The following is a 22,544-nucleotide window of genomic DNA, read 5'->3' as shown; positions in this document are numbered from 1 at the left end:
TCACGCGCTACGGTCGTCGGGTGAACAGCCCTTCACGACCCCTGACCCTTCTCGACAAGACCGAGGTGCTCGACGGCCTCTTCACGTCGTGGGACGACATCGACCGTCTGCTCGCCAACGTCCCTGCCGAGGCCTGGTCGACGCCCACGTCGCTGCCTGGATGGTGTGTCAGTGACGTCGTCGCCCACGTCATCGGTACCGAATCGATGCTGCTCGGCGAACCGACGCCGGAGCACGACGTCTCGTCCCTCGACCACGTGCGCAACCCGATCGGCGAACTCAACGAATGCTGGGTCCGCCACCTCAGCGGCGAGCCGGGTGCGCGGGTGATCGAGCGCTTCCGCAGCGTGACCGGTCGACGCCGCGAGGTCCTGTCCGCGATGAGCGACGACGAGTGGAACGCTCCGACGGCCACCCCCGCCGGACCCGACACGTACGGGCGGTTCATGCGCATCCGGGTGTTCGACTGCTGGATGCACGAGCACGACATCCGCGACGCGCTGTCGAGTGCGGCTGCCGACGCTGAACTCGAAGGACCGACGGCCCGGCTGGCGCTCGACGAGATGACCGTCAGCATGGGGTTCGTGGTGGGCAAGCGCGGCAAGGCGCCGGACGGGTCACGGGTGGAGATCCGCCTCACCGGACCGCTGTCGCGCACGATCCGGGTAGCGGTCGACGGTCGGGCGGCGCTCGTCGACGACTTCGGCGGAGCCGAACCGACGACCACCATTGCGGTGGACGGCTTGCAGTTCACCAGACTGTGTGGCGGGCGGCCGCTGGTCGCCGGCCGCCCGGAGGAGATCGAGTACGGCGGTGACGTCGAGGTGGGCCAGCGCATCGTGGCCAACCTGAACTACGTGATCTAGATGGAATGAAAGGCCGTTGGCGTTTGTCATACCTGCCGGTAAGATGAAAGATCCTGCTGAAGTTGGCAGGGGTGCGAGGGGCTGAACGGTTTCGACTTCGCGCATCGAATCAAGGGAAGCGTGCCGGTGCAGGCAAATGACCACCGTAAGCGTCGTTGCAACCAATTAAGCGCCGATTCAAATCAGCGCGACTACGCCCTCGCTGCCTAAGCGACGGTGTGTCTGTCAGACCGGGAGCGCCCTCGGCCCGGACCCTGGCATCAGCTAGAGGGACCCACCCATGGGTTCGGTCGCGGGACCCATGGGGACATCAAACAGCGACTGGGATCGTCATCTCGTCTTGTTCGCGTGAACGGGAGATCCGAGTAGAGACATAGCGAACTGCGCACGGAGAAGCCTCGAGGGAATGCCGTAGGACCCGGGTTCGATTCCCGGCAGCTCCACCGAAAATACCAGGTCAGGCCCCCAGAAATGGGGGCCTTTCCTTTTGTCAAAGGCTTGTCAAGTCACAGGGCGCTGCTACCGTCGCGCTATGGCGTCACTCCGAAGGCGAGACCGGGCCGACGGGCACAGAGGGCTGGCGCATCGCCCTCACGAAGCTGCCGCCGCGAATTAGACGGGCATTCCCATCGCCGAGTGGCTGTCAACCAGAGCGTTTTCAGCCTCGGTGTCTGGATCCAGCAGAACGGCGTGCTCCACTCACTGTCCAGTGGTGCCCGACGACGGACGATGATCCCGGACGGCCCCGATGGATTGCATTCAGCGGTGAGCCGAGACGTCGACGTCATCGAATTGGAGCTGCTGTTAACAGCCAACGTTCGCCAGGCGTAAGGGGAGCACGGCTGGCCGACGCCGACGAACGGTCGCACGCGGTCGAGGCCGTCGTTCTCACGACGTGCCGACGAGTTGCTCGACGAACGAGTAGCACCGGCGCGAACATGCCGCTGACACCAGGCATTCAGCGCATGACGTTAACCCGGTCAGTCGAGCCAACGCACCGCGAGAACATCACGGCGTATCCCGGCACGAAGGTGGGGTGGGTCGGATGGAAGTGTGGTTGCGGGCAAGGAGTATGTCCACCGGCATTCGCATCACACGGATGGGGCGGCGCGCCGGCACGTCGACGGCCTGCTGCAGCGACGGCCCGCCGGTTTGGTTGTTGCGGATGTTTTTGCGATGAGGTCGGAGGCGTTACCGAGACCACGGGACGGTGCGAGAGCCGTCTTTCTCTCCGGAACAACACAGGCTGGATGTCGACTCGGGACGAGTACCCACCAGTGCCGCGGCGACGCTTAGGCGTCCGTCGGCGTCGCCTCTGCCGCGGCTTCGATCAGGCTCTCTCTTGCTGAGGTACGGTAGAAGCGGAATCAATTCCGTTTACACGATTCATGGTTAAGAGAGAACCTTATGTCCGCACCACCCCGCCGACCGCGGCGAGACGCTTTGGAGAATCGAGATCGATTGCTGGAGGTAGCGGCGCGCATGTTCGCCGAGGGGTCGGATCACACGCCGGCACGCATCGCCCACGAGGCCGGCGTCGGGGTTGGCACCTTGTATCGCCACTTTCCGACCCAAGAGTCTTTAGTCGTTGCCGCCCATCGACGCCAGCTCGCCCTTGTGTGTGATCTGGCTACGGACCTCGCGTCACAACATCCGGGGAATGTGGCAACCCGGTTGTGGCTGGAGCAGTTCCTCAATCATGCCAAGGCCAACAGCAACATGTGCAGCGCCCTGAATGCTGTAATAGCTTCCGGCGCAAATCCGTACGGCGACGCTCACGAATTGCTCGAGGACGCAGTTAGTGTCCTCCTAGAAATGGGCGCGAAAGACGCAACTCTGCGCGCAGATGTTTCCGCCGATGTTGCCCTGCTGCTTGTGGGTGGTGTCACCCACGCTGCACAACACAGTAGTGATCAGCAGCTTCAACGACTGGTCGACCTGTTCATGGATGCGCTGGCGGTTTAGCACGACCCGACGGTGCATCGGCATCAGCGCCGCCACAAGTTGGGCCATGATCACAGACGAAAACTAATTCTTTGGGTCAATCTCCCGAAATCGCAGGATAGAAAGGTGCTTACAATGGCAACAGCTTTAATCATCGGCGCATCTGGAACAGTCGGATCGCAAGTTGTCCAGGAACTCGACCGAAATCATGACGGCATCGATGTACGGCTGGCCACCAGCCGCAACGACGTAGCCGCCGCGTGGCGTGCGGAGGGCCGCGATGCCATTATTCTTGATCTGAACGTCCCCGAGCACTTCGCCGAAGCCCTGCAGGGCGTTGACCGAGTATTTCTCCTCACTGGTTACACCGCCGAGATGCTCTACCAAAGCAAGATGTTCGTCGATGCCGCGGTCACGGCTGGCGTCAGGCACCTCGTCCACCTCGGAGTGTTCAGCTCCCGCCGCGACAACATTCCCCATTTTTCCTGGCACGATTTGATCGAGACCTACATCGAGGCCAGCGGCATCGCTTGGACGCATCTACACCCCAACGTGATCGGTGACAGCACGCTTGACGTCGACCCACCGATCACCGAGACCGGTTCATTCGGCGTCGCGTGGCGCGACGCCCTCCAGGGGTGGACGTTCGCCTCAGACATTGCCGCCGTCGCCGCCGCCGTGTTGCGCGAGGGTCCAGATAAACACGCCCGCGCGGACTACTTCCTCAGTACCGAGGTCGTCACAGGCCCCGAGGTCGCCGAAATCCTAACCGAAGCACTTGGTATGACAATCACCTGCAATATGACAGGCCCTGAACATTTGGCCGCCGACGTGCCAGCAATCCCCGATGCCGGCACTCGCCTCTACATGCAGAGCGCCGTACAGACGATGCGGCAGGCCGTGGCCGGCAATATGGGCCCCCAAACCGTCGTCCGCGACGATGTACAAACGGTCTTGGGCCGACCTGGGATCACGATTAAAGAATGGGCGCTGAAGAACCTCAAACACACGTCTTCGGCATGATCGGCCTTCGTCTGATCCTGCAGCCCCGGCTGCCATTCACACCCGAGACCGGTTGCACTACAAGCCAACTAGTAGTCCGTTGGGTGTTGAAAGAGCAGCGCCATGCCATGGCGACGGCCCGACTGACCCCGGGTCGCGAGCTACCAGAACAACTGCTTCTCATCGCCACCGTCGTGGTTCAGATGCGACCGACGTGCCGCGTCGAACATGATCCGCGCCCGCCGTTGCGACTCGGGCGGAATGGAAATGCGGGCGCTCAGAACCTTGGTCACGCCTCCATGCTGTCGATGAACGCCCCGCAGTCGATTCGCACCAGCCTGAGCGCGGCCCGGCAGTCCTTTCACTCCTGGCGGAGATCCAACACCAGATCCTTGATGCGCTCGAACACCGGGTTCCACGCAGCGGACACCTTCGTGGCGATCTCTGCGTCGTCGCCATCGAGCAGCCCGTTGCGTTCGAGACTATCGGTGGCACCGACAAGATCACCGCGGGACCTTGCCCAAACACGCCCGGGTTTGATTCCCGGCAGCTCCACCGTTCTCATTGGGTTAGAAGCTCTCATCCCAAGCACGGCATCGCTTCGCGCAGACCTTGGCTAGGGCGGCCGCGGCTAGGGGACTCTAGACATCGCTGCCGATCACTCGCCGCGATAGTCGCGTGCGGCCGAAGCCGGGATGCAACGCGTTCCCTGGGTCTTCACCGCCGACAGCCCAGATTGCTGGCCGTTCTAGGGGCAGGTCTCGACGTCGATGCGCACAACGCCGAACTCGACTGACGACGCAGACGTCAGCACGCTCCCAGGAGCTGGCGTCGACGTGCACACCTGCCAATTGCGGTCCATCATTTGGTTGCGGCTTTGCCCGGTGAGGTCGGTAGATCCGCTGAAGAACACCTTGCCGCCGGTCAGCGCTTGGATCGCATCCTGGGCGGCCTGCAGATTTTGACCGGTCAGATCGGGCATCACCCATGACTCCGCCGGCACCGCCGGCGCAGGGGACAACGCGGCCGACGGTTCAGACGGAGCGGGTGCAGCTGCTATAGGAGTCTCTCGAACAGTGACTGTGGAAGGTGACGCGGTGACGGTTGCGGGTGCATTCTCTGACGAACCGCACGCGGTCAACAGGATGGCACCGAGAATTAGAGCAGCAGTACGGATTCCCCTCATTTCGGGGAGGCTATAGCACGCCCGTCATGATCAGTGTCGATTTGCTGCAACGGGCCCCGCGGGTGCAGGCCATCAATAGCTGGGCGTAGGTGATCAGCCCATCAGTCCATCGGTCCGAACGTGCGCATTGCCCGTTTCACCTGGTCGATGTACTCGGGGCAGCGTCCCTCGACCGACTCCCATGTGATGTCACCTGCCGATTCCACATCCCATCCTTCGTTGCGCAGCGAGTTCACCACCGCCAATGCATCTTCAGTCGTGACGGGCGGGTGGTCATCAGCGGCGTCGTCGAGCATCACGCAATAGCGCCAGCCGTTCTGGAAGATGGCCTGCCGCTCGTCAGGGGTAACTAACCCGTATATGTTCTCCGGCTCGGCGTTCGCTGGCGCCCCCGTTGCCATCGCTGCCGACAGCATGACGGCGACGGCCGTTAAGACTGCCTTCATTCCCCGCCCTTCGACGCCCTAACGCCCAGTGTGCGCTCCACTCCCCAATTGCTGCAGGCAGTTGTCGTTACCGTCGCGACCATAGCCCAGGGGCACACGATGGATACGAGACCCTCCTCACGGATTCTGCGGAACCCGCTCCACGTTCCGTCCGAACCGCTCCAGCGGCTCGAGCGACGACGCGACCGGCAGGCCTGACGCACCGATGACCGTCGTCTCCGACACCGTCGCTATCACGAAGGGCTTGTCCCACCGGCTGCCCGACCAGTAGTAGGTGTAGCCGCGGTCGCGTAGGTCGGCCTGCATCAGTTGATCGCTGGGGTAGTAGGCGATCATCAAGTAGTCGACGTCTCCGCCCAGCTTGACCCGGGAGGTACACGTTGCGATCCGCGTCGCATGCGGCATCTCCTCGGACCCTCTGACCGGGTAGACCGGACGGTCGCACACCGCATCCACCCACACCTCGGGCCACGGCGACTCCCGATCGGCATTCCTGATCACCTGGTGCAACGGGATCGCGTCGCGCACCGACAGGGCCGCGCGCGGTCGGGGGGCGACCGACACGGCCGTCTCGACCACGATCGCCATCTGGATCACGACGGCCACCGCTGCTGCGCCGGCGACCAGCAGTCGTGTTGCGGTCGACATCATGGCGGCCCGGGGCCGCTATAGACGTTGAAGCCGAAGCGTTCGAGTGGTTGCAGATAGGGCGATACGCCTAGGCCGCGGGTGCTGATCACCGACGTTCGGGAGACGGTGGCGATCGCGATGAGCGCTCCGCTCTCCCGCGCGAAGACGTAGAACGGATACCGCTCGTTGCCCAGGTCGACCTGCATCGGCAGTTCACTCGGGAACCGCGCGATCACCAGGTAGGACCCCTCGCCCGCGTACTCCGTCAGCGACCGGCACGACGCGGTGCTGGTCGCGTTGGGCAGCCGTTGGTAATCGCGAAGCTGATGGATCGGTGGCGCACACACTGCTTCCAGCCACTGTCGCGGCCAGCCGGAGACGCGGTTGACGTTCTCGTACTCCGGGTCCAAAGGGACGGCGCTCCGCAACGACACGGCGGCGCGGGACTTCGGCGTGGATGACGCGAGTGTCATCGAACCGACCACGATCTCGACGATCACGACGGTCACCGCGCTGAAGACGAGCAACCACGTGACGTCGAGCCCCAAGAGACGCCTCCCCATGAACTCATGATGGCCCACGACCGCACGATTCGTTATCAAGAAGCGCCGCACATCGTTATCACGAATCACCGGCCGACATTTCGCGCCTTCGGGTGGGTTTGCTGGACGATTCTCCGTGTGCGCTAGAGCGAATTGGTGCCATTAGAAAACGTTCGGTCCCGGCTCGAAGGGAGAGCTACATGCGCCGATCAACGGCAGCGATCGCAACGGCTGCCATCTGCATTCTCGTCAGCGGCTGCACGCGGACGGGTCACGCCGAGGTGGTCACGCCGACCCCGAGCCTGGTTCCGCGACCCCTCGTCGAGCGGGAGCTGGCGAGCTTGTTGCTCACGCCTGAAGAGGTCAACGCGGCGATGGGGACGACGGGGATGGCGCTCACAGGCAGCCAGTCCGCGATGAGTGACAACAGCGCCACCATGGCGCCCATGGAATGCCTCGCCATCGACGGCGCGGCGGAGGCGCCGGTCTACGCCAACAGCGGTTTCTGGGCAGAGCGCGACGAGAGCCTCAACAACGGCGACCGCTTCACGCACTATCTGAAGCAGGCAGTGGTGCTGTTCCCGACTCCGGAGCTGGCCGGCGCATTCTTCGACGCCTCCGTCGCGCAGTGGCCGGCCTGTCATGAGTACACCCACACCCAGAGTGGGTCGATGTGGTACCCGGGCGAGATCTCGAACGTCGACGCGACCCTCAGCGTGATCGCGACGCAGAAGGATGCCGCGGCTCCCGGCTGGGCATGCGGACGCAGTCTGTCGTTGCGCAACAACATCATCGTCGACGTCAACACGTGCAGTGCCGATCCCGCCGACTCGGCGCCGAGGATCGCGCGCCTGATCGCGGACGACGTGAGTTCTCGGTGGTAGGTCAGAGCCATCCCCAGATCTCTGTTAACGTGCAGGAGTTGACGCACCAACGCCGTCGGAGGCGTGGCCGGCCGCTCTAAGCCGCTAGCTCGCAACGGCATTCGCCGGGTCCGATGTAATCCCTCGGTAGCTACCGATCGCCCTCGAACGCCCGCCCCTTACTTCGTCGCCGCCTGTTCGGCCGCGTGGTCCTCGATCGCCTTGCCGATGGCATGCGACGCCCGGTCCACGAACTCCGTACCGCTCGCGGTGACCCAGTCGCGCGACGCCTGCGGTGCGGTGAGGTGACCGGTGAAGTGCGGCATCACGTACTGGGCGAACAGCTCGTAGCTCCGTAGCTTGGCGGCGGGCGGGGCCCAGTCGTGGTCGAAGAGGAGGAACGCCCCGAAGCCGCCGTTGCTCGCCTCGACGAGTTCCTCGATCTTCGCCACCGCGTCGGCAGGGGTACCGATCACGGCGAAACCCGATGCGTGATTGTTGGCGATGATCTCGGCGGTCGTCTCGCCCTGCACCGGTCCCGCGGGCAGGATGTGCGAAAAGTATTGCGAGAACTCGGCTATGCCGTACTCGACGTCGCGCTCGGCCTGCTCCCTGGTCTCCGCGAGATGCATCGGTCCGACGAGCCGCCACTTCGATCGGTCCGCGACGTGACCGTGGGCATGCGCGACCTCCTCCCATGTCGTCCAGTGCTGGGCCAGCAGATCCATGCCCTGTTTCGCGGTGGCCGCAATCGACAACATGCCGATGCCGTGCTTGCCTGCACCGCGCGGGCCCGTCGGCGAGAAAGATGCCGCGACGGCGACGTCGAAACACGGATCGCTGTACGGCTTCAGCTGCAGTCGCGCGTCCTGCAGCGTGAAGCCCTCGGTGTGCATGGTGACGGTCTCGCCGCGCACCAGTCGCATGATCGCGTCGAGGCACTGCTCCATGCGCGGACGCTGTTCGTCGGCGGGGATGCCGAGCATGTGCGCATCCGACGTGAGCTGCCCTGGGCCGCACCCGAGCATCACCCGGCCGCGGGTGAGGTGGTCGAGCAGGACCATGCGGTCGGCCAGCATCAGCGGATGGTGATACGGCAGCGAACTCACGCCTGTCCCGAGTTTGATGTGCTTGGTCCGCTCCGCTGCGACGCCGATGAACACCTCGGGTGACGCGATGATCTCGAACCCCGCCGAATGGTGCTCGCCCACCCACGCTTCGTCGAAACCGAGGCGATCCATGGCCACGATCAGGTCGAGGTCACGTTCGATCGCAAGCGTCGGGTTCTGACCGACGGGGTGAAACGGTGCCATGAAGTTTCCGAAGCGCATGCCGCGATTGTGGTCTGGAGTCGGTCGCTGGTGGTGCACTTCGGGTCGATGGGACGTGATGCGTTGTTGAACCACTCGTTCAACATGTCCCGGCGCGCCGGTTGCCTGCGTTATTTGCGTTTGACTACAAGCACTTACGGCGATCCACCCCGTAGGGCACGGCTCCGAGGGGTCGGCCCAGCGAAGCCCCGCCGTCTTGTGTTCAGCAGAGTGCACATTCTCGCGGCGGGGCAACGTGCTTCAGGGCCGTACTCTTCCCACGTGAACGCGATCGACCCCGACAAACTCAACACGTGCCTGCAGGTGCTGGCCGACATCGAGTCGTTGCCACCGGAGCACCCCGATGCAGTCACGATTCGTCGGGCCACCGCAAGCATCTTCAAGTCGGTCAAGAAGGCCCGCCGCGACGCCAAGCGCGACGCCGTGGCAGTCGCCGACCACGCCGTGACAGCCGCCACCGCCACCGGCGCCCCCGGCCGCGTCGACGACGAGACACGGGGCCTGCCCCTGATCTCCACCGCTGTCGGCGCCAGCGCGGGCACGTTGCTCCGGTCACGCGCCTGCTACGTGTGCAAGGACCGCTACACGATCGTCGACGCCTTCTACCACCAGCTCTGCCCGGATTGCGCGACGATCAACCACGCGAAGCGCAACGCCCGCACCGACTTGACCGGCAAGAACGCCCTGCTCACCGGGGGTCGCGCGAAGATCGGCATGTACATCGCGCTGCGTCTGCTGCGCGACGGGGCCCGCACGACGATCACCACCCGCTTTCCGAACGACGCCGTGCGCCGCTTCGCTGCGATGCCCGACAGCGCCGACTGGCTGCACCGGCTGCACGTCGTGGGCATCGACCTGCGCGACCCCGCTCAGGTGGTCGCGCTTGCGGACACCGTGGCCGCGCGGGGTCCACTCGACATCCTGGTCAACAACGCCGCCCAGACCGTGCGCCGCTCACCGGGTTCGTATGCAGCACTCGTCGAGGCCGAGCGGATCCCGGCACCGGAACTCGTCGACGTGGTCACGTTCGACCGCGTCAGCGAGGCCCATCCCGCCGCACTCGCCGGCAGTCTGGCGCAGACTCGAGCACCGCATGCGCTCACGGAGTTGGCCCTGACGGCGCGTAGCGCCTCTCCCGATCGGATCGCGGCGGGTACGGCCATCGACGCGGGCGGTCTGCTGCCCGACACGGCCTCGGTCAACAGTTGGACTCAACGCGTGCACGAGGTCGACGCCCTGGAGCTGCTCGAGGTGCAGCTGTGCAACCAGACCGCCCCGTTCATCCTGATCAGTCGACTGCGTCCGGCACTGGCCGCGTCGTCATCCCGCCGGACGTACGTGGTGAACGTGTCGGCGATGGAGGGGCAGTTCAGCCGGGCGTACAAGGGGCCTGGGCACCCGCACACCAACATGGCGAAGGCGGCGCTCAACATGCTGACGCGTACCAGCGCCGCCGAGATGCTGGAGCAAGACGGCATCCTGATGACCGCCGTCGATACGGGATGGATCACCGACGAGCGGCCGCATCCGACGAAATTGCGGCTCGCCGAAGAGGGTTTCCACGCTCCGCTCGACCTCGTCGACGGTGCCGCTCGCGTCTACGACCCGATCGTGCGCGGCGAGTCAGGGGAGGATCTGTACGGGTGCTTCCTGAAGGACTACGCCCCGAGCAGCTGGTAGCTACGGGTTAGACCCGTCGGCCGCCCGCGATCGACGTGGGCTTCGAGTAGCACTGCGCGAACCGCATGCAGATCGTGGTGCCGTCGTCCCGACCGTCGATCGTGATGTCGTCCGCAAGGGCCTTCATCAGTAGCAGACCCCGGCCACGGGCCGTCGGGGTCTCGTGCGCCGCGGGCTCGGTCCAGGCACCTTCGTCTTGGACGCACACCGTCACCACGCTCTGGGCGTGGTCGAGCGTCACGCCGAGTGACATCGGACCGCACGTTTCGGCACCCCGGTAGGCGTGCTCGGCGCAATTGGAGAGCGCTTCGTCCGTCGCCAGAATGATGTCGGCCCGCCGTTCGGGGGAGACGGTCACGGCGCCGTGAATCCATTCGTCGACCTTCATGCGGAACGCCGCCGCCGTCCGTCCGTCCGCCCGCCCCCGCTCCTTGAGTTGCTTGCCGCGGCTCACGTGGGCACTCGGCGTCGTCACCATGAACGTCCGGCTACCCATTGCGGGCGATTGCTACCCGCTCCTCTGCGTTACGACATGATTCCGGAGTCTCGAGTCGGCAGGCGCACGAGGCTCGGACGTTCACGTCCGCCCGTGCCGCTGCCAGTGCCAGCTGGTTGCCGATGATGGTGGCCTCGTCGTCGCGACCCAGCCGCAAGAGGCACTCGTGATATCCGTGCAGGCTCCACACGTTCGTCGGATGCTGGCAGGACCTCCCCAGTGTTTCGTCGAGCCCCAGGTCTGCCGCATACACGCGGGCGGCCTCTTCGACGCGGTCCTGCTCGAGCAACAGGGCACCCAGGGCGTGTCGGGCCGGCTGCATCCACCCCCACGGCTCGTCGTAGGGCAGCGTGTCGTCCAACTCGACCGCCACGCGCAGGTGGCGGAAGGCGACGTCGTATTCGCGTTCGCGGTAGGCGATTTCGCCGTCCAGCATGGCGGCGGCAATGGCCATGGTGTCGACGCTTCGGACCTTGAACAACGACCGCGACGTCGGTATGCGGCGGCGGGCAGCCTGGAATTCCTCGCGGACGGCCCGTGCCTCGGACACGCGACCGGTCGCGGCGAGCGCCACGCCGCGGCCGTAGAGGATGGTCGCTGCGGTCGTGCAGTACAGGTCGGTGTCCTCGGGCAGCGGCTCGTCGATCAGTTCCGTCCATCTGCCGAATCGGATGAGCACGTGTACGCGGATCGGGGTGAACGCCTCCAGCCAATCGGCCATCGGCAACGACGAGTCGCTCAGCAATTCGGGCGTGAACTGACGGGAGAGTTCGTCGGCGGCGTCGATGGCCGTCTGGTACGAGCCCTGGAACATCGCCGCGTACACGACGAAGTGCAGGTTGTGCGCGCGGTAGCGCGAGTAGGTGTTTGCAGCGCCGCGCCGGTGCACGAACGCTCGGTCGGCGTCCACCGCGATCTGGTTGGCGACCACGGCATTCCGGTAGTCGCCGCACAGCACGTCGATGTGCGACGGCATGTGCAGCAGGTGACCGCATCCGGGGACGAGCCCACGGAGCCAGTCCGCCGCGGGCAACGCCGCCTCGGGGGTGCCCGACATCTCCATGGCATGGAGGTAGAAGTGCAGCAGCCCCGGGTGTCGACGGCCTGCGGGGGTACCGAGCGCGGATTCCATCAGCCGGCGGGCTTCGACGACCCGGGACCCTGGCGCCGGTTCGCCGGTCTTGACGTCCCACAGCTTCCACACCGTCAGGTTGATCAACGCGTCGGCGGCGAGCGTCTGCACGTCGACGTCATCGGGGTGTTCGAGCGCCAGTTCCAGCATCGCGTCGGCGTAAGCGGCGTGCCCCGTCTCGAGTGTCTCGATGTCTTCCGCGTCGTCGGTGGGGAAGCGGGCGGAGAGCGCCGCGATCAGGCCCTTCGCCACGGGTCCGCCGCCGTGTTCGGCGGCGAGGGTCAGCTCGGTCAGTGCCCGTTCGAGGGCTGCTGCGCGCCCCACGGTGTCGAACGATTCCCAGGCCCGGTTGTAGTTCGGGCCGACTGCGTACGCGATCGCGCAGCGTGCCAGTGACAGCGTCGGGTCCAACGCCAGTGCCTGCTCGAAGCACCAGACCGCTTCGTCGTGGTTGAAGCCGAATGCCCACACCATTCCGCGGTCGAACCAGCGTTGGGCGGCAGGCGAGTCGGTGTCGACGGGTCGGTGGTAGCTGCCGAGGTCGAAGTACGAGTCATCGTCGAGCACGTTCGGTCGATCCATGTACGGGCTACGACAACGGTGCGGTCAGTTCGACGTTGATGCCGTCGGGATCTTGAAACGACAGGATGGCGATGCCGGCGTCGGTTAGGTCGATGATCTCACCGCGCTCGATGCCCGCCTCGCTCATCGAGCGCGCTGCCGTCTCGAGGTCGTCACGGCTGGAGACGGCGAAACTGATGTGGTCGAGACCGGTTCGAGTGGAGTCGAACTGGTCACTGCCGACGGGTCGCAGACCGAACAACGTGCCTTGAGGCGTCTGATACACGACGCCGCCGTAGAACTTCTCCGGTGAGTCCTCGACGCCGGGGTCGTTCGCCGACTCCGATGCGTCGATGGCCCTCGGCCAGCCGAACACCTGGTCGTAGAAGCTCGCAGAGCGGCCGATGTCGGTGACCGTGAGACGGACGTGGGCGTACCCGGAGCTGTTGACCAATGCCATGCAGCGGTATTACCCCGCAAGACAGGGGCTCACGCAGTCAGGGCGGACGATCGAGCGTCACGTCACGGACGCGAAAGATCGGAGGACGTCAGACCCGCTCGTCGGCCGATTCGTCGAGCCACTCGTGCGGCCGCGGGCCGAAGGCCGCGACCGCGACCCGGACGGCAGCGAGTAGAGCGCGGTCTCGGTCGATCGCATCGTGCTCGCCGTTCATTTCCCCGCCCCGTTCCTGATCCGTCACTCTGATGAACACCTCCCACCATAGGGTCTGAGATTGCTAAAAGCTAGGTTCAATGCACAAAAATTGCGCTGTACGAGAAGTCATAGCAGTTCAAAGGGCGACTTAGCCGGTTTTCGCAATGTTGAACGGCGTGAGTTAGACCTTTGCCAAATCTTCACAGTGATGCATAGTTCGGCGTCCGGACGCGAGCCCCCTTGACCGACGGGCGGCTTTTCGATAGGCATTATCAAAATCATTGTGGCGGTGGCGCGCGGTGCGAGGGGTCGACGTGGACGAACGCAAGATCACCTGCCCGCTGTGCGAGGCCATGTGCGGGCTTCGCGTCCATGTCGAGCAGGGCCGCGTCACGGACATTCGTGGCAATGCCGACGACGTCTGGTCGCGTGGACATCTGTGCCCCAAGGGCGTGTCCCTGGCGCACCTACACGACGATCCCGATCGACTGCGCCGTCCCATGGTGCGTCGCCAAGGCGGCGGGCACGAGGAAGTGTCCTGGGACGATGCGTTCGCCGAAGCAGAGCGGGTGCTGCGGCCCGTCCTCGACACCGACGGTGCCAGGGCACTGACCGTCTACGTCGGCAACCCGGTGGCGCACAATCACGCCCTGGCGACACACATCGGAGCGCTGATCGGCTTCGCCCAGGCGGTCGGCATGCAGGCGTACTACTCACCGGGGACCGTCGACCAGTGGCCGCTCAACGTCGTCGGATCACTGCTCTTCGGCGCGATGTGGAACGCCCCGATCCCGGACCTGTCGCGTACCGACTACCTGATGATGTTGGGCGCCAACCCGTCTGCGTCGCAGGGTTCGATGCTCTCGGCGCCGGACGTCATGGGCCTGCTCTCGGCGATCGCCGATCGCGGTCGGGTGGTGGTGGTCGACCCGCGCCGCACGGGCACGGCCAGGCAGGCGAGCGAATGGGTGCCGGTTCAGCCCGGCACCGACGCCCTACTTCTGTTCGCCCTGCTGCGCACGCTCGGTGAGCAGGGATGGGTTCGGCGGCCGGCGCATCTCGCGGGCCGCGTCGACGGTCTGGACGAGGCGATCGCGCTCGCCGAACCGTTCACCCCGGAGCGTATCGGACCCGTCACCGGGATACCGGCGGAGACCATCCGGCGGCTCGCCCACGAACTCGCCCACGCTTCGAAGCCGGTGCTGTACAGCCGAATCGGCGCATCCACACAGGAATTCGGGACCCTGGCCACCTGGCTGGTGTTCGTCGTCAACACCGCTCTGGGCGCCCTCGACAGACCAGGCGGAGCGGTGTTCCCCAAGCCCCCGGTGTGGACGCCGATGTTCGCGAAGCCACCCGATCAGACGGGCGTGGGCTGGCAGTTCGGGCGGTTCCACAGCCGGGTGCGCGGGGCTCCGGAAGTGTTGGGGCAGTTCCCGGTCGGCTGTCTCGCCGAGGAGATCGACACCCCGGGTGACGGCCGCCTCCGTGCGTTGATCACGGTCGCGGGCAACCCTGCGGTCTCCGCGCCCGGAGCGGGTCGGCTGGCGGAGGCCTTGCCCCGGCTGGACGCCATGATCGCCGTCGACAACTGGCTCAACGAGACGACCCGACACGCCCATGTGATCCTGCCGGGGCTCTCCCCGCTGGAACGGCCCCACGTCGATGACTTGTACTGGATGCACTCGACGGCGTCATGCGTGAAGTGGTCCGATGCCGTGTTCGAGCCCGACCCCGGACGCCCTCTGGAGTGGGAACTGCTGCTGCGCCTCGGCGGCGCCATGTTCGGCACACCGGTGCCCGACGTCGACGTCGCCGGGCTCGACGATCTGTACGTCGGCGGCATGATCGCCACGATGTCGGCGCTGCCCGACAACCCGCTCAGTGGCCTGGATGCGCCGACGGTCATGGCTCGGCTCGCTGGCTCTGGACCAGAGCGCCTGGCAGATCTCGGCATTCGGGTCGGGCCGTGGGGCGATCGCTTCGGCGAACGGCCGGATGGATTGACGCTCGCGGAGGTCCGGCGTCACCCCGACGGCCTGCGCCTGGCCGAACTCGAGGGCGGCCGGCTCGACGACGCCGTGACCACGCCGTCGGGACGGGTCGAGCTGATCCATTCCCATATCGTCGGCGACATACCGCGCCTCGTGCGACGGATGGAACGGGACACCCCCGAGCTGGTGCTGATCAGTCGACGGCACCTGCGGTCGAACAACTCTTGGCTGCACAACGTGCCCGCCCTGATGCGTGGCAGGGAGCGGTGCACGCTGTTGATCAACCCCCTCGATGCCGCCCGCACAGGTGTGCTGCACGACCACGACGTGTGCGTCCGTACGACCGAGGGTGCGGTCACCGTCGTCGCCGAGGTCAGTGACGAGGTGATGCCGGGTGTGGTGTCGCTACCGCACGGCTGGGGGCACGGTGTCCCTGGCACCCAGATGGCAACGGCCAACGCGCATCCCGGGGTGAACAATAATCTACTCAACCCCACCGACGTCATCGACGTCCCCAGCAACACCCACGCACTCAACGGCGTGCCGTGTCAGGTCGGTCGGGTGTGACGATGCCGCCCGAGGATCCGACGCCGCGACGCGGCCGACCGCGGCGCATCAGCTCGGAGGCCATCGCGCAGGCCGTGCTCGACGTGGGCGCCGAACGCGCGACCATGCGGCGGGTGGCCGAGCGGCTGGGCGTCAGCGTGCCGGGTCTCTACCACCACGTGAAGAACAAGGACGAGCTACTCCGGCTGGCGGCACGACGGGCACTGGGGGACGCGCCGCCGCCGCGTTACGCGGGCGAACACTGGGCGGCCTTCCTGCGGACCTACGCCAACTACGTACGTGGCGCACTGTCGTCGGAGCCCGCACTGGTGGAGAAGTTCGTCGGCGGCCAGGTCGCCGACGACGGGCAGATGGAGTACGTCGCGCACGCCCTCGATGCACTTGGCGCGCAAGGGCTCGAGCCCGATCAGGCCATCGAAGCGTGGGCCGCCGTCACCGCCCTGGCGATGGGCAGCGTCACCGAGGCGCACAGGGAGCGGATCCTCGCCGACACCGGTCGACCGTGGACGTCGCGCATCTTCGCGCTCACGGCACGCAGCGGGCCGGGTGCCCATCCGACGCTGAGGGCAGTCGCGGCCTCGGGGCACGACCCGTTCGGCGACGAGGCGTTCGACCGCCGTATCACGTTGTTGCTGAACGGGATAGCGGCTCAGTACTCGCTCGACCCCGACGGCTGACGACGATCTCGCAGCGGGGCAACCAACGCGTCGAGCCCGTAGTCGAAGACCGCGTCGTAGTCGGTGGGCGACTGCAGGGCCCTGACGAGTTCGCGGTCGGGCCAGTCGTCAGTCCACAGCGACGGGTCCTCCTCGTCGTGCTTGGCGCCGCGGACCGCCGAGAACTGCATCACCGCCGAGGAGATGACGTGCACCTGGATCGCGCGCAGCACGAGCGCGGCATCGGTTCCAGTGACGCCCAGTTCGGCGAGCTGCGCGGCCAGCGTCTGCTGAATGGGCAGGAACAGCATCGGCGTCCTATCCCGCTCGTGGGCGATCGCCAGGAGGTGTTGGCGATCGATGAGTACGCGGCGCTGGTTGCGGGCCAGCGATGCGATGCGCTCGACCGGGGAGCTGCCGTCGGCAGGCAGGTTCGCCAGCTCGCCGAGCAATCGTTCGACCAGCCGGTCGAAGAGGGCGTCCTTGCCGCCGACGTGCCAGTAGATGGACGTCACGGCGACGCCGAGGCGGTCGGCGAGGCCGCGCATGGTGAACGCTTCGACGCCGTCGCGCTCGATCAGGTGGGCGGCGGCGTCCATGATGGATTCGGCGCTCGTGGAAGTCATGACTTACCTCCTCATTTCGGCGCCACGGTCTCTGTAGCGGTGTTACATTCCGCCGTGTAACGACGTTACAACCACAAGCGGCCTGCGAGGGAGTATTCGTGTTCGACGTCAAGATCACGGGCGGAACCGTCGTCGACGGAACGGGCGCGGCACGGTTCGCCGCCGACGTCGCGATCAAGGACGGCAAGATCGTCGAAGTCCGTCGCCGGGGGCCCGGCGACGAGCCGCTCGGTGGCGAGGCGGCCGAGACGATCGACGCGACGGGACGGATCGTCGCCCCTGGCTTCGTCGACATCCACACCCACTACGACGGGCAGGTCAGCTGGGACAGTCTGCTCGAACCGTCCAGCAACCACGGCGTGACCACGGTCGTCGCAGGCAACTGCGGCGTCGGGTTCGCGCCGGTACGCCCCGGTCAGGAGCAGTGGCTGATCGAGCTGATGGAAGGCGTCGAGGACATCCCGGGCACCGCGCTCACCGAGGGCATCACCTGGGGCTGGGAGACCTATGCCGAGTACCTCGACGTCATCGAACGCCGGGAGCTGGCCGTCGACGTCGGGAGCCAAGTCGCGCACGGCACGGTGCGCGCCTACGCGATGGGGGAGCGCGGCGCCCGCAACGAACCCGCGACCGACGACGACATCGCGGCGATGAGCCGACTGGTGCGCGAGGCGGCCGAAGCCGGCGCGCTGGGATTCTCGTCGTCGCGGACGCTTGCGCACCGCGCCATGGACGGCGAACCCGTGCCCGGCACGTTCGCCGCCGAGGAGGAGTTGTTCGCGCTCGGACGAGCGATGGCGGCCGGGGGTGCAGGCGTCTTCGAACTCGCGCCCCAAGGCGCCGCCGGTGAGGACATCATCGCCCCGAAGAAGGAACTCGAGTGGATGCAGCGCCTGGGCTCCGAGATCGACTGTGCGCTGAGCTTCGCGCTGATCCAGGTCGACGCCGACCCCAACCTGTGGCGGGAGCAACTCGACATCTCCGCCGCGGCACACGAAGCGGGTAGCCGCCTGCACCCGCAGGTCGCCGCGCGCCCCTTCGGGATGCTGCTCGGCTTCCCGGGCCACCATGCCTTCACGCACCGCCCGACGTACCGAAGGCTGAAGGCGCAGTGCAGCCGTGAGGAACTCGCGGCCCGCCTGGCGGAGCCCGCGGTGCGCGCCGCGATCCTCGCCGAGGAGGACCTGCCGATCGACCCGAACGTCCTCTTCGACGGAATGTTCGCGCTGGCACAGTATTCGGGTGACCGGCTCTACCACCTCGGCGAGCCGCCGGACTACGAGCCGACCGCGGACCGCACCGTCGCGTCGATCGCCCGCGACCGCGGCGAGGAACTGCTGCCGACGATGTACGACCTGATGCTCGAGGCGAACGCCGCCGCAATGCTGATGCTGCCGATGTTCAACTACTCCGACGGCAACCACGACGCGATCCGCGAGATGATGACCCACCCCGCCGGCGTCCTGGGTCTCTCCGACGGCGGCGCGCACTGCAGCATGATCTGCGATGCGTCGTATCCGACCTTCCTGCTGACCCATTGGGCGCGCGACCGGCACCGCGGCGACAAGCTCCCGCTGGAGTACGTGGTGCGCAAGCAGTCTCACGACACCGCGCAGCTGTTCGGTCTCTCGGACCGGGGCGTCATCGCCGTGGGGAAGAAGGCCGACGTCAACGTGATCGACATGGAAGCCCTGACGTTGCACGCGCCGCGGATGGCGTACGACCTGCCCGCAGGCGGTCACCGTCTGGTGCAGGGCGCCTCGGGGTACGACGCGACGATCGTGAGCGGAGTCGTCACGCGGCGCCACGGTGTCGACACGGGCGCGCGGCCGGGCCGATTGGTTCGCGGCGCGCGCTGATGACCCTCCCGTAGGGTCGAGTCACCGGGCACCCGCGCGGCTGACGAGAGTAGGCACATGACCGTCGTCCTTGCCATCAAGTGCGCCAACGGAATCGCCATGGCGTCGGATTCGCAGATCACCGATCCGGGCCGCGGGCTCACCTATCCGGCGCAGAAGTTGCACGCGATGGGCAAGCACGCGGCATGGGGCGGCAGCGGATCCCGCGCGGTGCTCTACGACCTCGAGCAGATCTTCGATGCCGAGGGTGAGGCCGTCGTGGAGTCGAACGACGTCGGCCACTCACTGCAGGCCCGGGTGGTCCCGGTGCTCAAGCATCACTACGCGAACTTCATCGAACACGTACCGGGACAGGGGGAGGCGGGTACGCCCGCCACGTACGTCCTGACTGCCGGATACGCCGACGGCAAACCCTTCATCGTCGACCTCGACCCGAACGGGCTCATCGGGCATCACGAGGAGACCGGCTTCCAGTCGATCGGCAGCGGCGCCCCGATGGCTCAGCAGGCCCATGCTCTGCTCGCCCACTTCCAGATGACCGAACGCGACGTCGAATACGGCATGGTGGCGGCGATCCGGGTGCTCGACGCACTGGATGCGTCGTCGCCGAGCGTCGGTGGCCCGATGGACTTGTGCCGCATCACGCCGGACGGGGCCGAGCATCTCACCGATGACGAGGTGAAGGAGGTTCGGGGACAACGGGATCGGTGGATTGCACTCGAACACGATGCGCTCGACCGGCTCTTCGACTGACGTCGGACGCTCAGTCCCGCGGCTTGACGTGCTTGGTCACCCACTCGGCGGCGAGCTTCACGAGGCCGGACTGCTGATACCGGACGTGGGCGTCGAAGTCCCTGCCCGGTGAGCAGATCGGGTCGTTGGTGTTGCACAGGTCCGCCGTGCGGGCGCCGAAGTCGGGACTCATGAGGGTAAGTGGGCGGCCGAGGCGCGCTGCCGGGTTGCCGAAGACGGTGACGGCCGCGACGTGTGGCACGACCGCGGCCGGCAGTGGCGCGGTGTACCCGAGCCCGGCGATCGGCGAGGTCGTGACGACGTCGATGACGGCCGCGCCCTGGGAGTACCCGCCGAGCACGATCTTGGTGTCGGGGCACTTCGCGGCGGTCGCCTGCAGCCGCTTGCTGGCGTCGTTGGCACCGGCGGCCACCTGAAGGAAGTCGTACGACGCGGGGTACTTGACCGCGTACGACTCGACCTTCTGGCCCTTGACCATCGGTCGCAGGGCGTCGACCAGCGCCTTGCCGACCTTTCCGATGCCAGGGGGTTCGTCGGTGCCGCGGGCGAAGATCACTTCGACGTCGGGGCACTTCGAGGCGGCGGCAGCCGCCGGCATCCCGATGCCGGTCGACATCGTGAGCACGCCAAGGGCCGCCGCGACCATCGCGGTCATGCGTGCGCGTTGCGTGCTACCGACGGACACGGGATCTCCTCGACATGGGCGTGCTGGGCATATACCCATGCGCCACAGGGATCACTCTAGTAACAGGGTCACGAATTGGCTACCGATGAACTACCGTCCAAAGATGCTGCGGATCCAGCTCACTCCCCGCATGGTGACGGTCCACCTCGCAATCCTGGTGCTCGTGCTCGCCGGCTGCGGTGACGACTCTGCACCGACCGCCGTGGCCCCCACGCCATGCGAGATCGTCTCGAACGGCACGCCCGCGCCCAAGACGTCGGCGAAGCCGTCGCCCGCCGCGTCGCCGACGACCACGCAGAACCTGTCGACGAACCCAGAGGTGGCGACCGGTTACCGGACCGACATGACCCCGGTTCGGACCTCGACCTACGGCGTCGTGACGGCCAACCCGCTCGCCACGCAGGCCGCATGCGAGGTGCTCGGCGAAGGCGGAACCGCCGCCGACGCCCTCGTGGTCGCGCAGACGGTGCTCGGGCTCGTCGAGCCGCAGTCGTCCGGGATCGGTGGCGGCGGGTTTCTGGTGTACTACGACGCCGCGTCGAAGTCGGTGCAGGCCTACGACGGCCGCGAAGTGGCTCCCGCCGCGGCCACCGAGAACTACCTGCGCTGGATCGACGACGTCGACCGCACCGCGCCCAAGCCGGACGCCCGCGCGTCGGGCCGGTCGATCGGAGTACCGGGCGCGGTGCGCATGCTCGGGGACGTCCATGCCGAGCACGGCAAGACGCCGTGGCGCGACCTGTTCGCTCCGGCGGTCGACCTCGCCGACGGTGGTTTCGACGTCAGCCCGCGATTGGCCAGCGCCATCGCCGATTCCGCGGCGAAGCTGAAGATCGACCCCGAGGCCGCCGCGTACTTCCTCGGGCCCGACGGCAGCCCGAAGGTGGCAGGCACGCGTCTGACCAACCCGGCGTACTCGAAGACGTTGGGCGCCATCGCATCCGAGGGTCCGCAGGGCTTCTACACCGGGGCGGTCGCCGAGGCGGTGGTGGCGGAAGCCGCGGACACCTCGGGGGGCCGTACCCCGAGTCTCATGACAGTGGCCGATCTCGAGCGCTACACCGCGAAGAAGCGTGAGCCGCTGTGCGTTCCGTACCGCAACCACGAGGTGTGCGGCATGCCGCCACCGTCGTCGGGCGGCATCGCGGTGGCCGCGGTACTCGGCATGATCGAGCGCTTCGACATGAGCGAGCACCGGCCCACCGACATGGACCTCAACGGCGGCAAGCCCACCGTGATGGGCGTCCACCTCATCTCCGAAGCCGAGCGACTGGCCTACGCCGATCGAGACCGGTACGTCGCCGACACCGAGTTCGTGCCGCTTCCCGGCGGCACGCCCGACACCTTGCTCAACCCGGCATACCTCGCTCAGCGGTCCGCCGGGATCGACGAACGGCGGAGCATGGGCACCGCCAAGCCCGGCGAGTTCGGCCCACCGAAGGCCCCCACCCCGGCGGTTCCGGAACATGGCACCAGCCACATCAGCATCGTCGACGGGCAGGGCAATGCCGCATCGTTCACCACCACGGTGGAATCGGCGTTCGGGTCGTTCCACATGGTCGACGGCTTCATCCTCAACAACCAGCTGACCGACTTCTCCGCCGAGCCCGTGGGCCCAGACGGGGCGCCGGTGGCCAATCGCATCGAGCCCGGCAAGCGGCCGCGCAGCACGATGGCCCCCACCCTGGTGTTCGACCGAACGGAGCAGGGCCGCGGGCCGCTGTACGCCGCGCTCGGCTCACCGGGCGGGTCGGTGATCATCCAGTTCGTGGTCAAGACCCTGGTCGGAATGCTGGATTGGGGCATGGACCCGCAGCAGGCCGTGTCGATGGTGGACTTCGGGGCCGCCAACTCGCCGAAGACCAACGTCGGCGGAGAACACCCCAACGTCGACGTCACCGACAATGGCGACCACGACGCCCTGGTACGAGGCCTACGGGCGTTGGGCCACCAGGTCGACCTGGCCGACCAGTCCAGCGGCTTGTCCGCCATCGTGCGCAGCGACCCCGGCTGGACCGGCGGTGCGGATCCCCGCCGCGAGGGTTTGGTGATGGGTGATGCCACCTGACG

23 protein-coding genes and 1 other RNA gene are annotated in these 22,544 nt (G+C 66.6%); 11 read left to right on the top strand and 13 right to left on the bottom strand.

What is annotated here, in order from left to right:
- Positions 1-20 precede the first annotated feature (20 nt).
- From G6N61_RS10760 to G6N61_RS10745, 4 genes are all read left to right on the top strand, one after another.
- The gene (locus G6N61_RS10760; protein ID WP_163918513.1) at positions 21-866 is read left to right on the top strand and encodes a maleylpyruvate isomerase family mycothiol-dependent enzyme; all 846 of its coding nucleotides are present in this window, start codon (positions 21-23) and stop codon (positions 864-866) included.
- A gap of 77 nt (positions 867-943) precedes the next feature.
- Positions 944-1,312, top strand: a transfer-messenger RNA (tmRNA) gene (ssrA, locus tag G6N61_RS10755).
- Between the two features lie 961 nt (positions 1,313-2,273).
- On the top strand, positions 2,274-2,831 hold the full coding sequence (locus G6N61_RS10750) for a TetR/AcrR family transcriptional regulator (RefSeq protein WP_163918512.1): 558 nt from the start codon (positions 2,274-2,276) through the stop codon (positions 2,829-2,831).
- Positions 2,832-2,945: 114 nt separating this feature from the next.
- Positions 2,946-3,833 (top strand): NmrA family NAD(P)-binding protein, encoded by an 888-nt coding sequence (locus G6N61_RS10745; RefSeq protein ID WP_163918511.1) that lies wholly within the window; start codon positions 2,946-2,948, stop codon positions 3,831-3,833.
- A 140-nt stretch (positions 3,834-3,973) separates the two neighbouring features.
- On the opposite strand, the gene G6N61_RS31115 is transcribed toward G6N61_RS10745, so the two are convergent.
- The 6 genes from G6N61_RS31115 to G6N61_RS10720 all read right to left on the bottom strand — a co-directional run bounded on the left by G6N61_RS31115 (position 3,974) and on the right by G6N61_RS10720 (position 6,637).
- Entirely contained in the window at positions 3,974-4,105 is a 132-nt protein-coding gene (locus G6N61_RS31115) for a hypothetical protein (RefSeq protein ID WP_264077272.1), read from the bottom strand.
- Between the two features lie 68 nt (positions 4,106-4,173).
- Positions 4,174-4,368, bottom strand: coding sequence for a hypothetical protein (locus tag G6N61_RS10740; RefSeq protein ID WP_163918510.1), 195 nt, complete (start codon positions 4,366-4,368; stop codon positions 4,174-4,176).
- 192 nt (positions 4,369-4,560) lie between these two features.
- Positions 4,561-4,794 (bottom strand): hypothetical protein, encoded by a 234-nt coding sequence (locus G6N61_RS10735; protein ID WP_163918509.1) that lies wholly within the window; start codon positions 4,792-4,794, stop codon positions 4,561-4,563.
- Positions 4,795-5,099: 305 nt separating this feature from the next.
- Entirely contained in the window at positions 5,100-5,414 is a 315-nt protein-coding gene (locus G6N61_RS10730) for a hypothetical protein (RefSeq protein WP_163918508.1), read from the bottom strand.
- Positions 5,415-5,561: 147 nt separating this feature from the next.
- Positions 5,562-6,092, bottom strand: coding sequence for a hypothetical protein (locus G6N61_RS10725; protein ID WP_163918507.1), 531 nt, complete (start codon positions 6,090-6,092; stop codon positions 5,562-5,564).
- The gene (locus G6N61_RS10720) at positions 6,092-6,637 is read right to left on the bottom strand and encodes a hypothetical protein (protein ID WP_163918506.1); all 546 of its coding nucleotides are present in this window, start codon (positions 6,635-6,637) and stop codon (positions 6,092-6,094) included. The genes G6N61_RS10725 and G6N61_RS10720 overlap by 1 nt, the downstream gene beginning before the upstream one ends.
- Before the next feature lie 179 nt (positions 6,638-6,816).
- On the opposite strand from G6N61_RS10720, the gene G6N61_RS10715 reads away from it, so the two are divergent.
- Positions 6,817-7,500, top strand: coding sequence for a sensor domain-containing protein (locus G6N61_RS10715; RefSeq protein WP_163918505.1), 684 nt, complete (start codon positions 6,817-6,819; stop codon positions 7,498-7,500).
- A 158-nt stretch (positions 7,501-7,658) separates the two neighbouring features.
- Here the strand turns inward: G6N61_RS10715 and G6N61_RS10710 are convergent, their stop codons facing one another.
- Entirely contained in the window at positions 7,659-8,810 is a 1,152-nt protein-coding gene (locus tag G6N61_RS10710) for an LLM class flavin-dependent oxidoreductase (RefSeq protein WP_163918504.1), read from the bottom strand.
- Positions 8,811-9,071: 261 nt separating this feature from the next.
- On the opposite strand from G6N61_RS10710, the gene G6N61_RS10705 reads away from it, so the two are divergent.
- Entirely contained in the window at positions 9,072-10,490 is a 1,419-nt protein-coding gene (locus G6N61_RS10705; RefSeq protein WP_163918503.1) for an SDR family NAD(P)-dependent oxidoreductase, read from the top strand.
- A gap of 7 nt (positions 10,491-10,497) precedes the next feature.
- On the opposite strand, the gene G6N61_RS10700 is transcribed toward G6N61_RS10705, so the two are convergent.
- From G6N61_RS10700 to G6N61_RS31110, 4 genes are all read right to left on the bottom strand, one after another.
- Positions 10,498-10,986 carry an ATP-binding protein gene (locus tag G6N61_RS10700; RefSeq protein WP_163918502.1) on the bottom strand — a complete coding sequence of 163 codons (489 nt, stop codon included), beginning with the start codon at positions 10,984-10,986 and terminating at the stop codon, positions 10,498-10,500.
- Positions 10,979-12,700, bottom strand: coding sequence for a hypothetical protein (locus tag G6N61_RS10695; protein ID WP_235887483.1), 1,722 nt, complete (start codon positions 12,698-12,700; stop codon positions 10,979-10,981). Before G6N61_RS10695 ends, G6N61_RS10700 begins: the two co-directional genes overlap by 8 nt.
- A gap of 7 nt (positions 12,701-12,707) precedes the next feature.
- A complete protein-coding gene (locus G6N61_RS10690; RefSeq protein ID WP_163918501.1) occupies positions 12,708-13,139 on the bottom strand; it encodes a VOC family protein in 432 nt (143 codons plus the stop codon).
- Between the two features lie 88 nt (positions 13,140-13,227).
- Entirely contained in the window at positions 13,228-13,353 is a 126-nt protein-coding gene (locus G6N61_RS31110; protein ID WP_268968363.1) for a hypothetical protein, read from the bottom strand.
- 295 nt (positions 13,354-13,648) lie between these two features.
- On the opposite strand from G6N61_RS31110, the gene G6N61_RS10680 reads away from it, so the two are divergent.
- Complete coding sequence (locus G6N61_RS10680) at positions 13,649-15,895, top strand: molybdopterin-dependent oxidoreductase (RefSeq protein WP_163918499.1); 2,247 nt, start codon at positions 13,649-13,651, stop codon at positions 15,893-15,895.
- Between the two features lie 2 nt (positions 15,896-15,897).
- Complete coding sequence (locus G6N61_RS10675; RefSeq protein WP_163924742.1) at positions 15,898-16,572, top strand: TetR family transcriptional regulator; 675 nt, start codon at positions 15,898-15,900, stop codon at positions 16,570-16,572.
- Here G6N61_RS10675 and G6N61_RS10670 read toward each other — a convergent pair.
- A complete protein-coding gene (locus G6N61_RS10670) occupies positions 16,545-17,177 on the bottom strand; it encodes a TetR/AcrR family transcriptional regulator (RefSeq protein WP_163918498.1) in 633 nt (210 codons plus the stop codon). The two genes, G6N61_RS10675 and G6N61_RS10670, sit on opposite strands and share 28 nt — an antisense overlap.
- 98 nt (positions 17,178-17,275) lie before the next feature.
- Between G6N61_RS10670 and G6N61_RS10665 the strand changes: the two genes are divergently transcribed.
- Together G6N61_RS10665 and G6N61_RS10660 are read left to right on the top strand one after the other, a co-directional pair.
- Positions 17,276-19,036 (top strand): N-acyl-D-amino-acid deacylase family protein, encoded by a 1,761-nt coding sequence (locus G6N61_RS10665; RefSeq protein ID WP_163918497.1) that lies wholly within the window; start codon positions 17,276-17,278, stop codon positions 19,034-19,036.
- Positions 19,037-19,093: 57 nt separating this feature from the next.
- Entirely contained in the window at positions 19,094-19,789 is a 696-nt protein-coding gene (locus tag G6N61_RS10660; RefSeq protein WP_163918496.1) for an Ntn hydrolase family protein, read from the top strand.
- Positions 19,790-19,799: 10 nt separating this feature from the next.
- On the opposite strand, the gene G6N61_RS10655 is transcribed toward G6N61_RS10660, so the two are convergent.
- Complete coding sequence (locus G6N61_RS10655) at positions 19,800-20,444, bottom strand: cutinase family protein (protein ID WP_407666482.1); 645 nt, start codon at positions 20,442-20,444, stop codon at positions 19,800-19,802.
- A gap of 133 nt (positions 20,445-20,577) precedes the next feature.
- Here G6N61_RS10655 and G6N61_RS10650 point away from each other — a divergent pair, with 133 nt between their 5' ends.
- Positions 20,578-22,542 carry a gamma-glutamyltransferase family protein gene (locus G6N61_RS10650; RefSeq protein WP_235887482.1) on the top strand — a complete coding sequence of 655 codons (1,965 nt, stop codon included), beginning with the start codon at positions 20,578-20,580 and terminating at the stop codon, positions 22,540-22,542.
- The last annotated feature ends 2 nt before the right edge of the window (positions 22,543-22,544 follow it).

It is taken from the genome of Mycolicibacterium arabiense (assembly GCF_010731815.2).
Classification (GTDB): Bacteria; Actinomycetota; Actinomycetes; order Mycobacteriales; family Mycobacteriaceae; genus Mycobacterium; species Mycobacterium arabiense.
The sequence above is the reverse complement of the archived record's forward strand: the minus strand, read 5'-3'. Positions and strand labels throughout refer to the sequence as shown.

Coding starts and splice junctions, on each gene's coding strand:
- G6N61_RS10750 (WP_163918512.1), top strand. CDS start 2,274: ATGTCCGCACCACCCCGCCGACCGCGGCGAGACGCTTTGGAGAATCGA.
- G6N61_RS10745 (WP_163918511.1), top strand. CDS start 2,946: ATGGCAACAGCTTTAATCATCGGCGCATCTGGAACAGTCGGATCGCAA.
- G6N61_RS10735 (WP_163918509.1), bottom strand. CDS start 4,794: ATGCCCGATCTGACCGGTCAAAATCTGCAGGCCGCCCAGGATGCGATC.
- G6N61_RS10730 (WP_163918508.1), bottom strand. CDS start 5,414: ATGCTGTCGGCAGCGATGGCAACGGGGGCGCCAGCGAACGCCGAGCCG.
- G6N61_RS10725 (WP_163918507.1), bottom strand. CDS start 6,092: ATGTCGACCGCAACACGACTGCTGGTCGCCGGCGCAGCAGCGGTGGCC.
- G6N61_RS10720 (WP_163918506.1), bottom strand. CDS start 6,637: ATGGGGAGGCGTCTCTTGGGGCTCGACGTCACGTGGTTGCTCGTCTTC.
- G6N61_RS10715 (WP_163918505.1), top strand. CDS start 6,817: ATGCGCCGATCAACGGCAGCGATCGCAACGGCTGCCATCTGCATTCTC.
- G6N61_RS10710 (WP_163918504.1), bottom strand. CDS start 8,810: ATGCGCTTCGGAAACTTCATGGCACCGTTTCACCCCGTCGGTCAGAAC.
- G6N61_RS10700 (WP_163918502.1), bottom strand. CDS start 10,986: ATGGGTAGCCGGACGTTCATGGTGACGACGCCGAGTGCCCACGTGAGC.
- G6N61_RS10695 (WP_235887483.1), bottom strand. CDS start 12,700: ATGGATCGACCGAACGTGCTCGACGATGACTCGTACTTCGACCTCGGC.
- G6N61_RS10690 (WP_163918501.1), bottom strand. CDS start 13,139: ATGGCATTGGTCAACAGCTCCGGGTACGCCCACGTCCGTCTCACGGTC.
- G6N61_RS31110 (WP_268968363.1), bottom strand. CDS start 13,353: ATGAACGGCGAGCACGATGCGATCGACCGAGACCGCGCTCTACTCGCT.
- G6N61_RS10675 (WP_163924742.1), top strand. CDS start 15,898: ATGCCGCCCGAGGATCCGACGCCGCGACGCGGCCGACCGCGGCGCATC.
- G6N61_RS10670 (WP_163918498.1), bottom strand. CDS start 17,177: ATGACTTCCACGAGCGCCGAATCCATCATGGACGCCGCCGCCCACCTG.
- G6N61_RS10660 (WP_163918496.1), top strand. CDS start 19,094: ATGACCGTCGTCCTTGCCATCAAGTGCGCCAACGGAATCGCCATGGCG.
- G6N61_RS10655 (WP_407666482.1), bottom strand. CDS start 20,444: ATGACCGCGATGGTCGCGGCGGCCCTTGGCGTGCTCACGATGTCGACC.
- G6N61_RS10650 (WP_235887482.1), top strand. CDS start 20,578: ATGCTGCGGATCCAGCTCACTCCCCGCATGGTGACGGTCCACCTCGCA.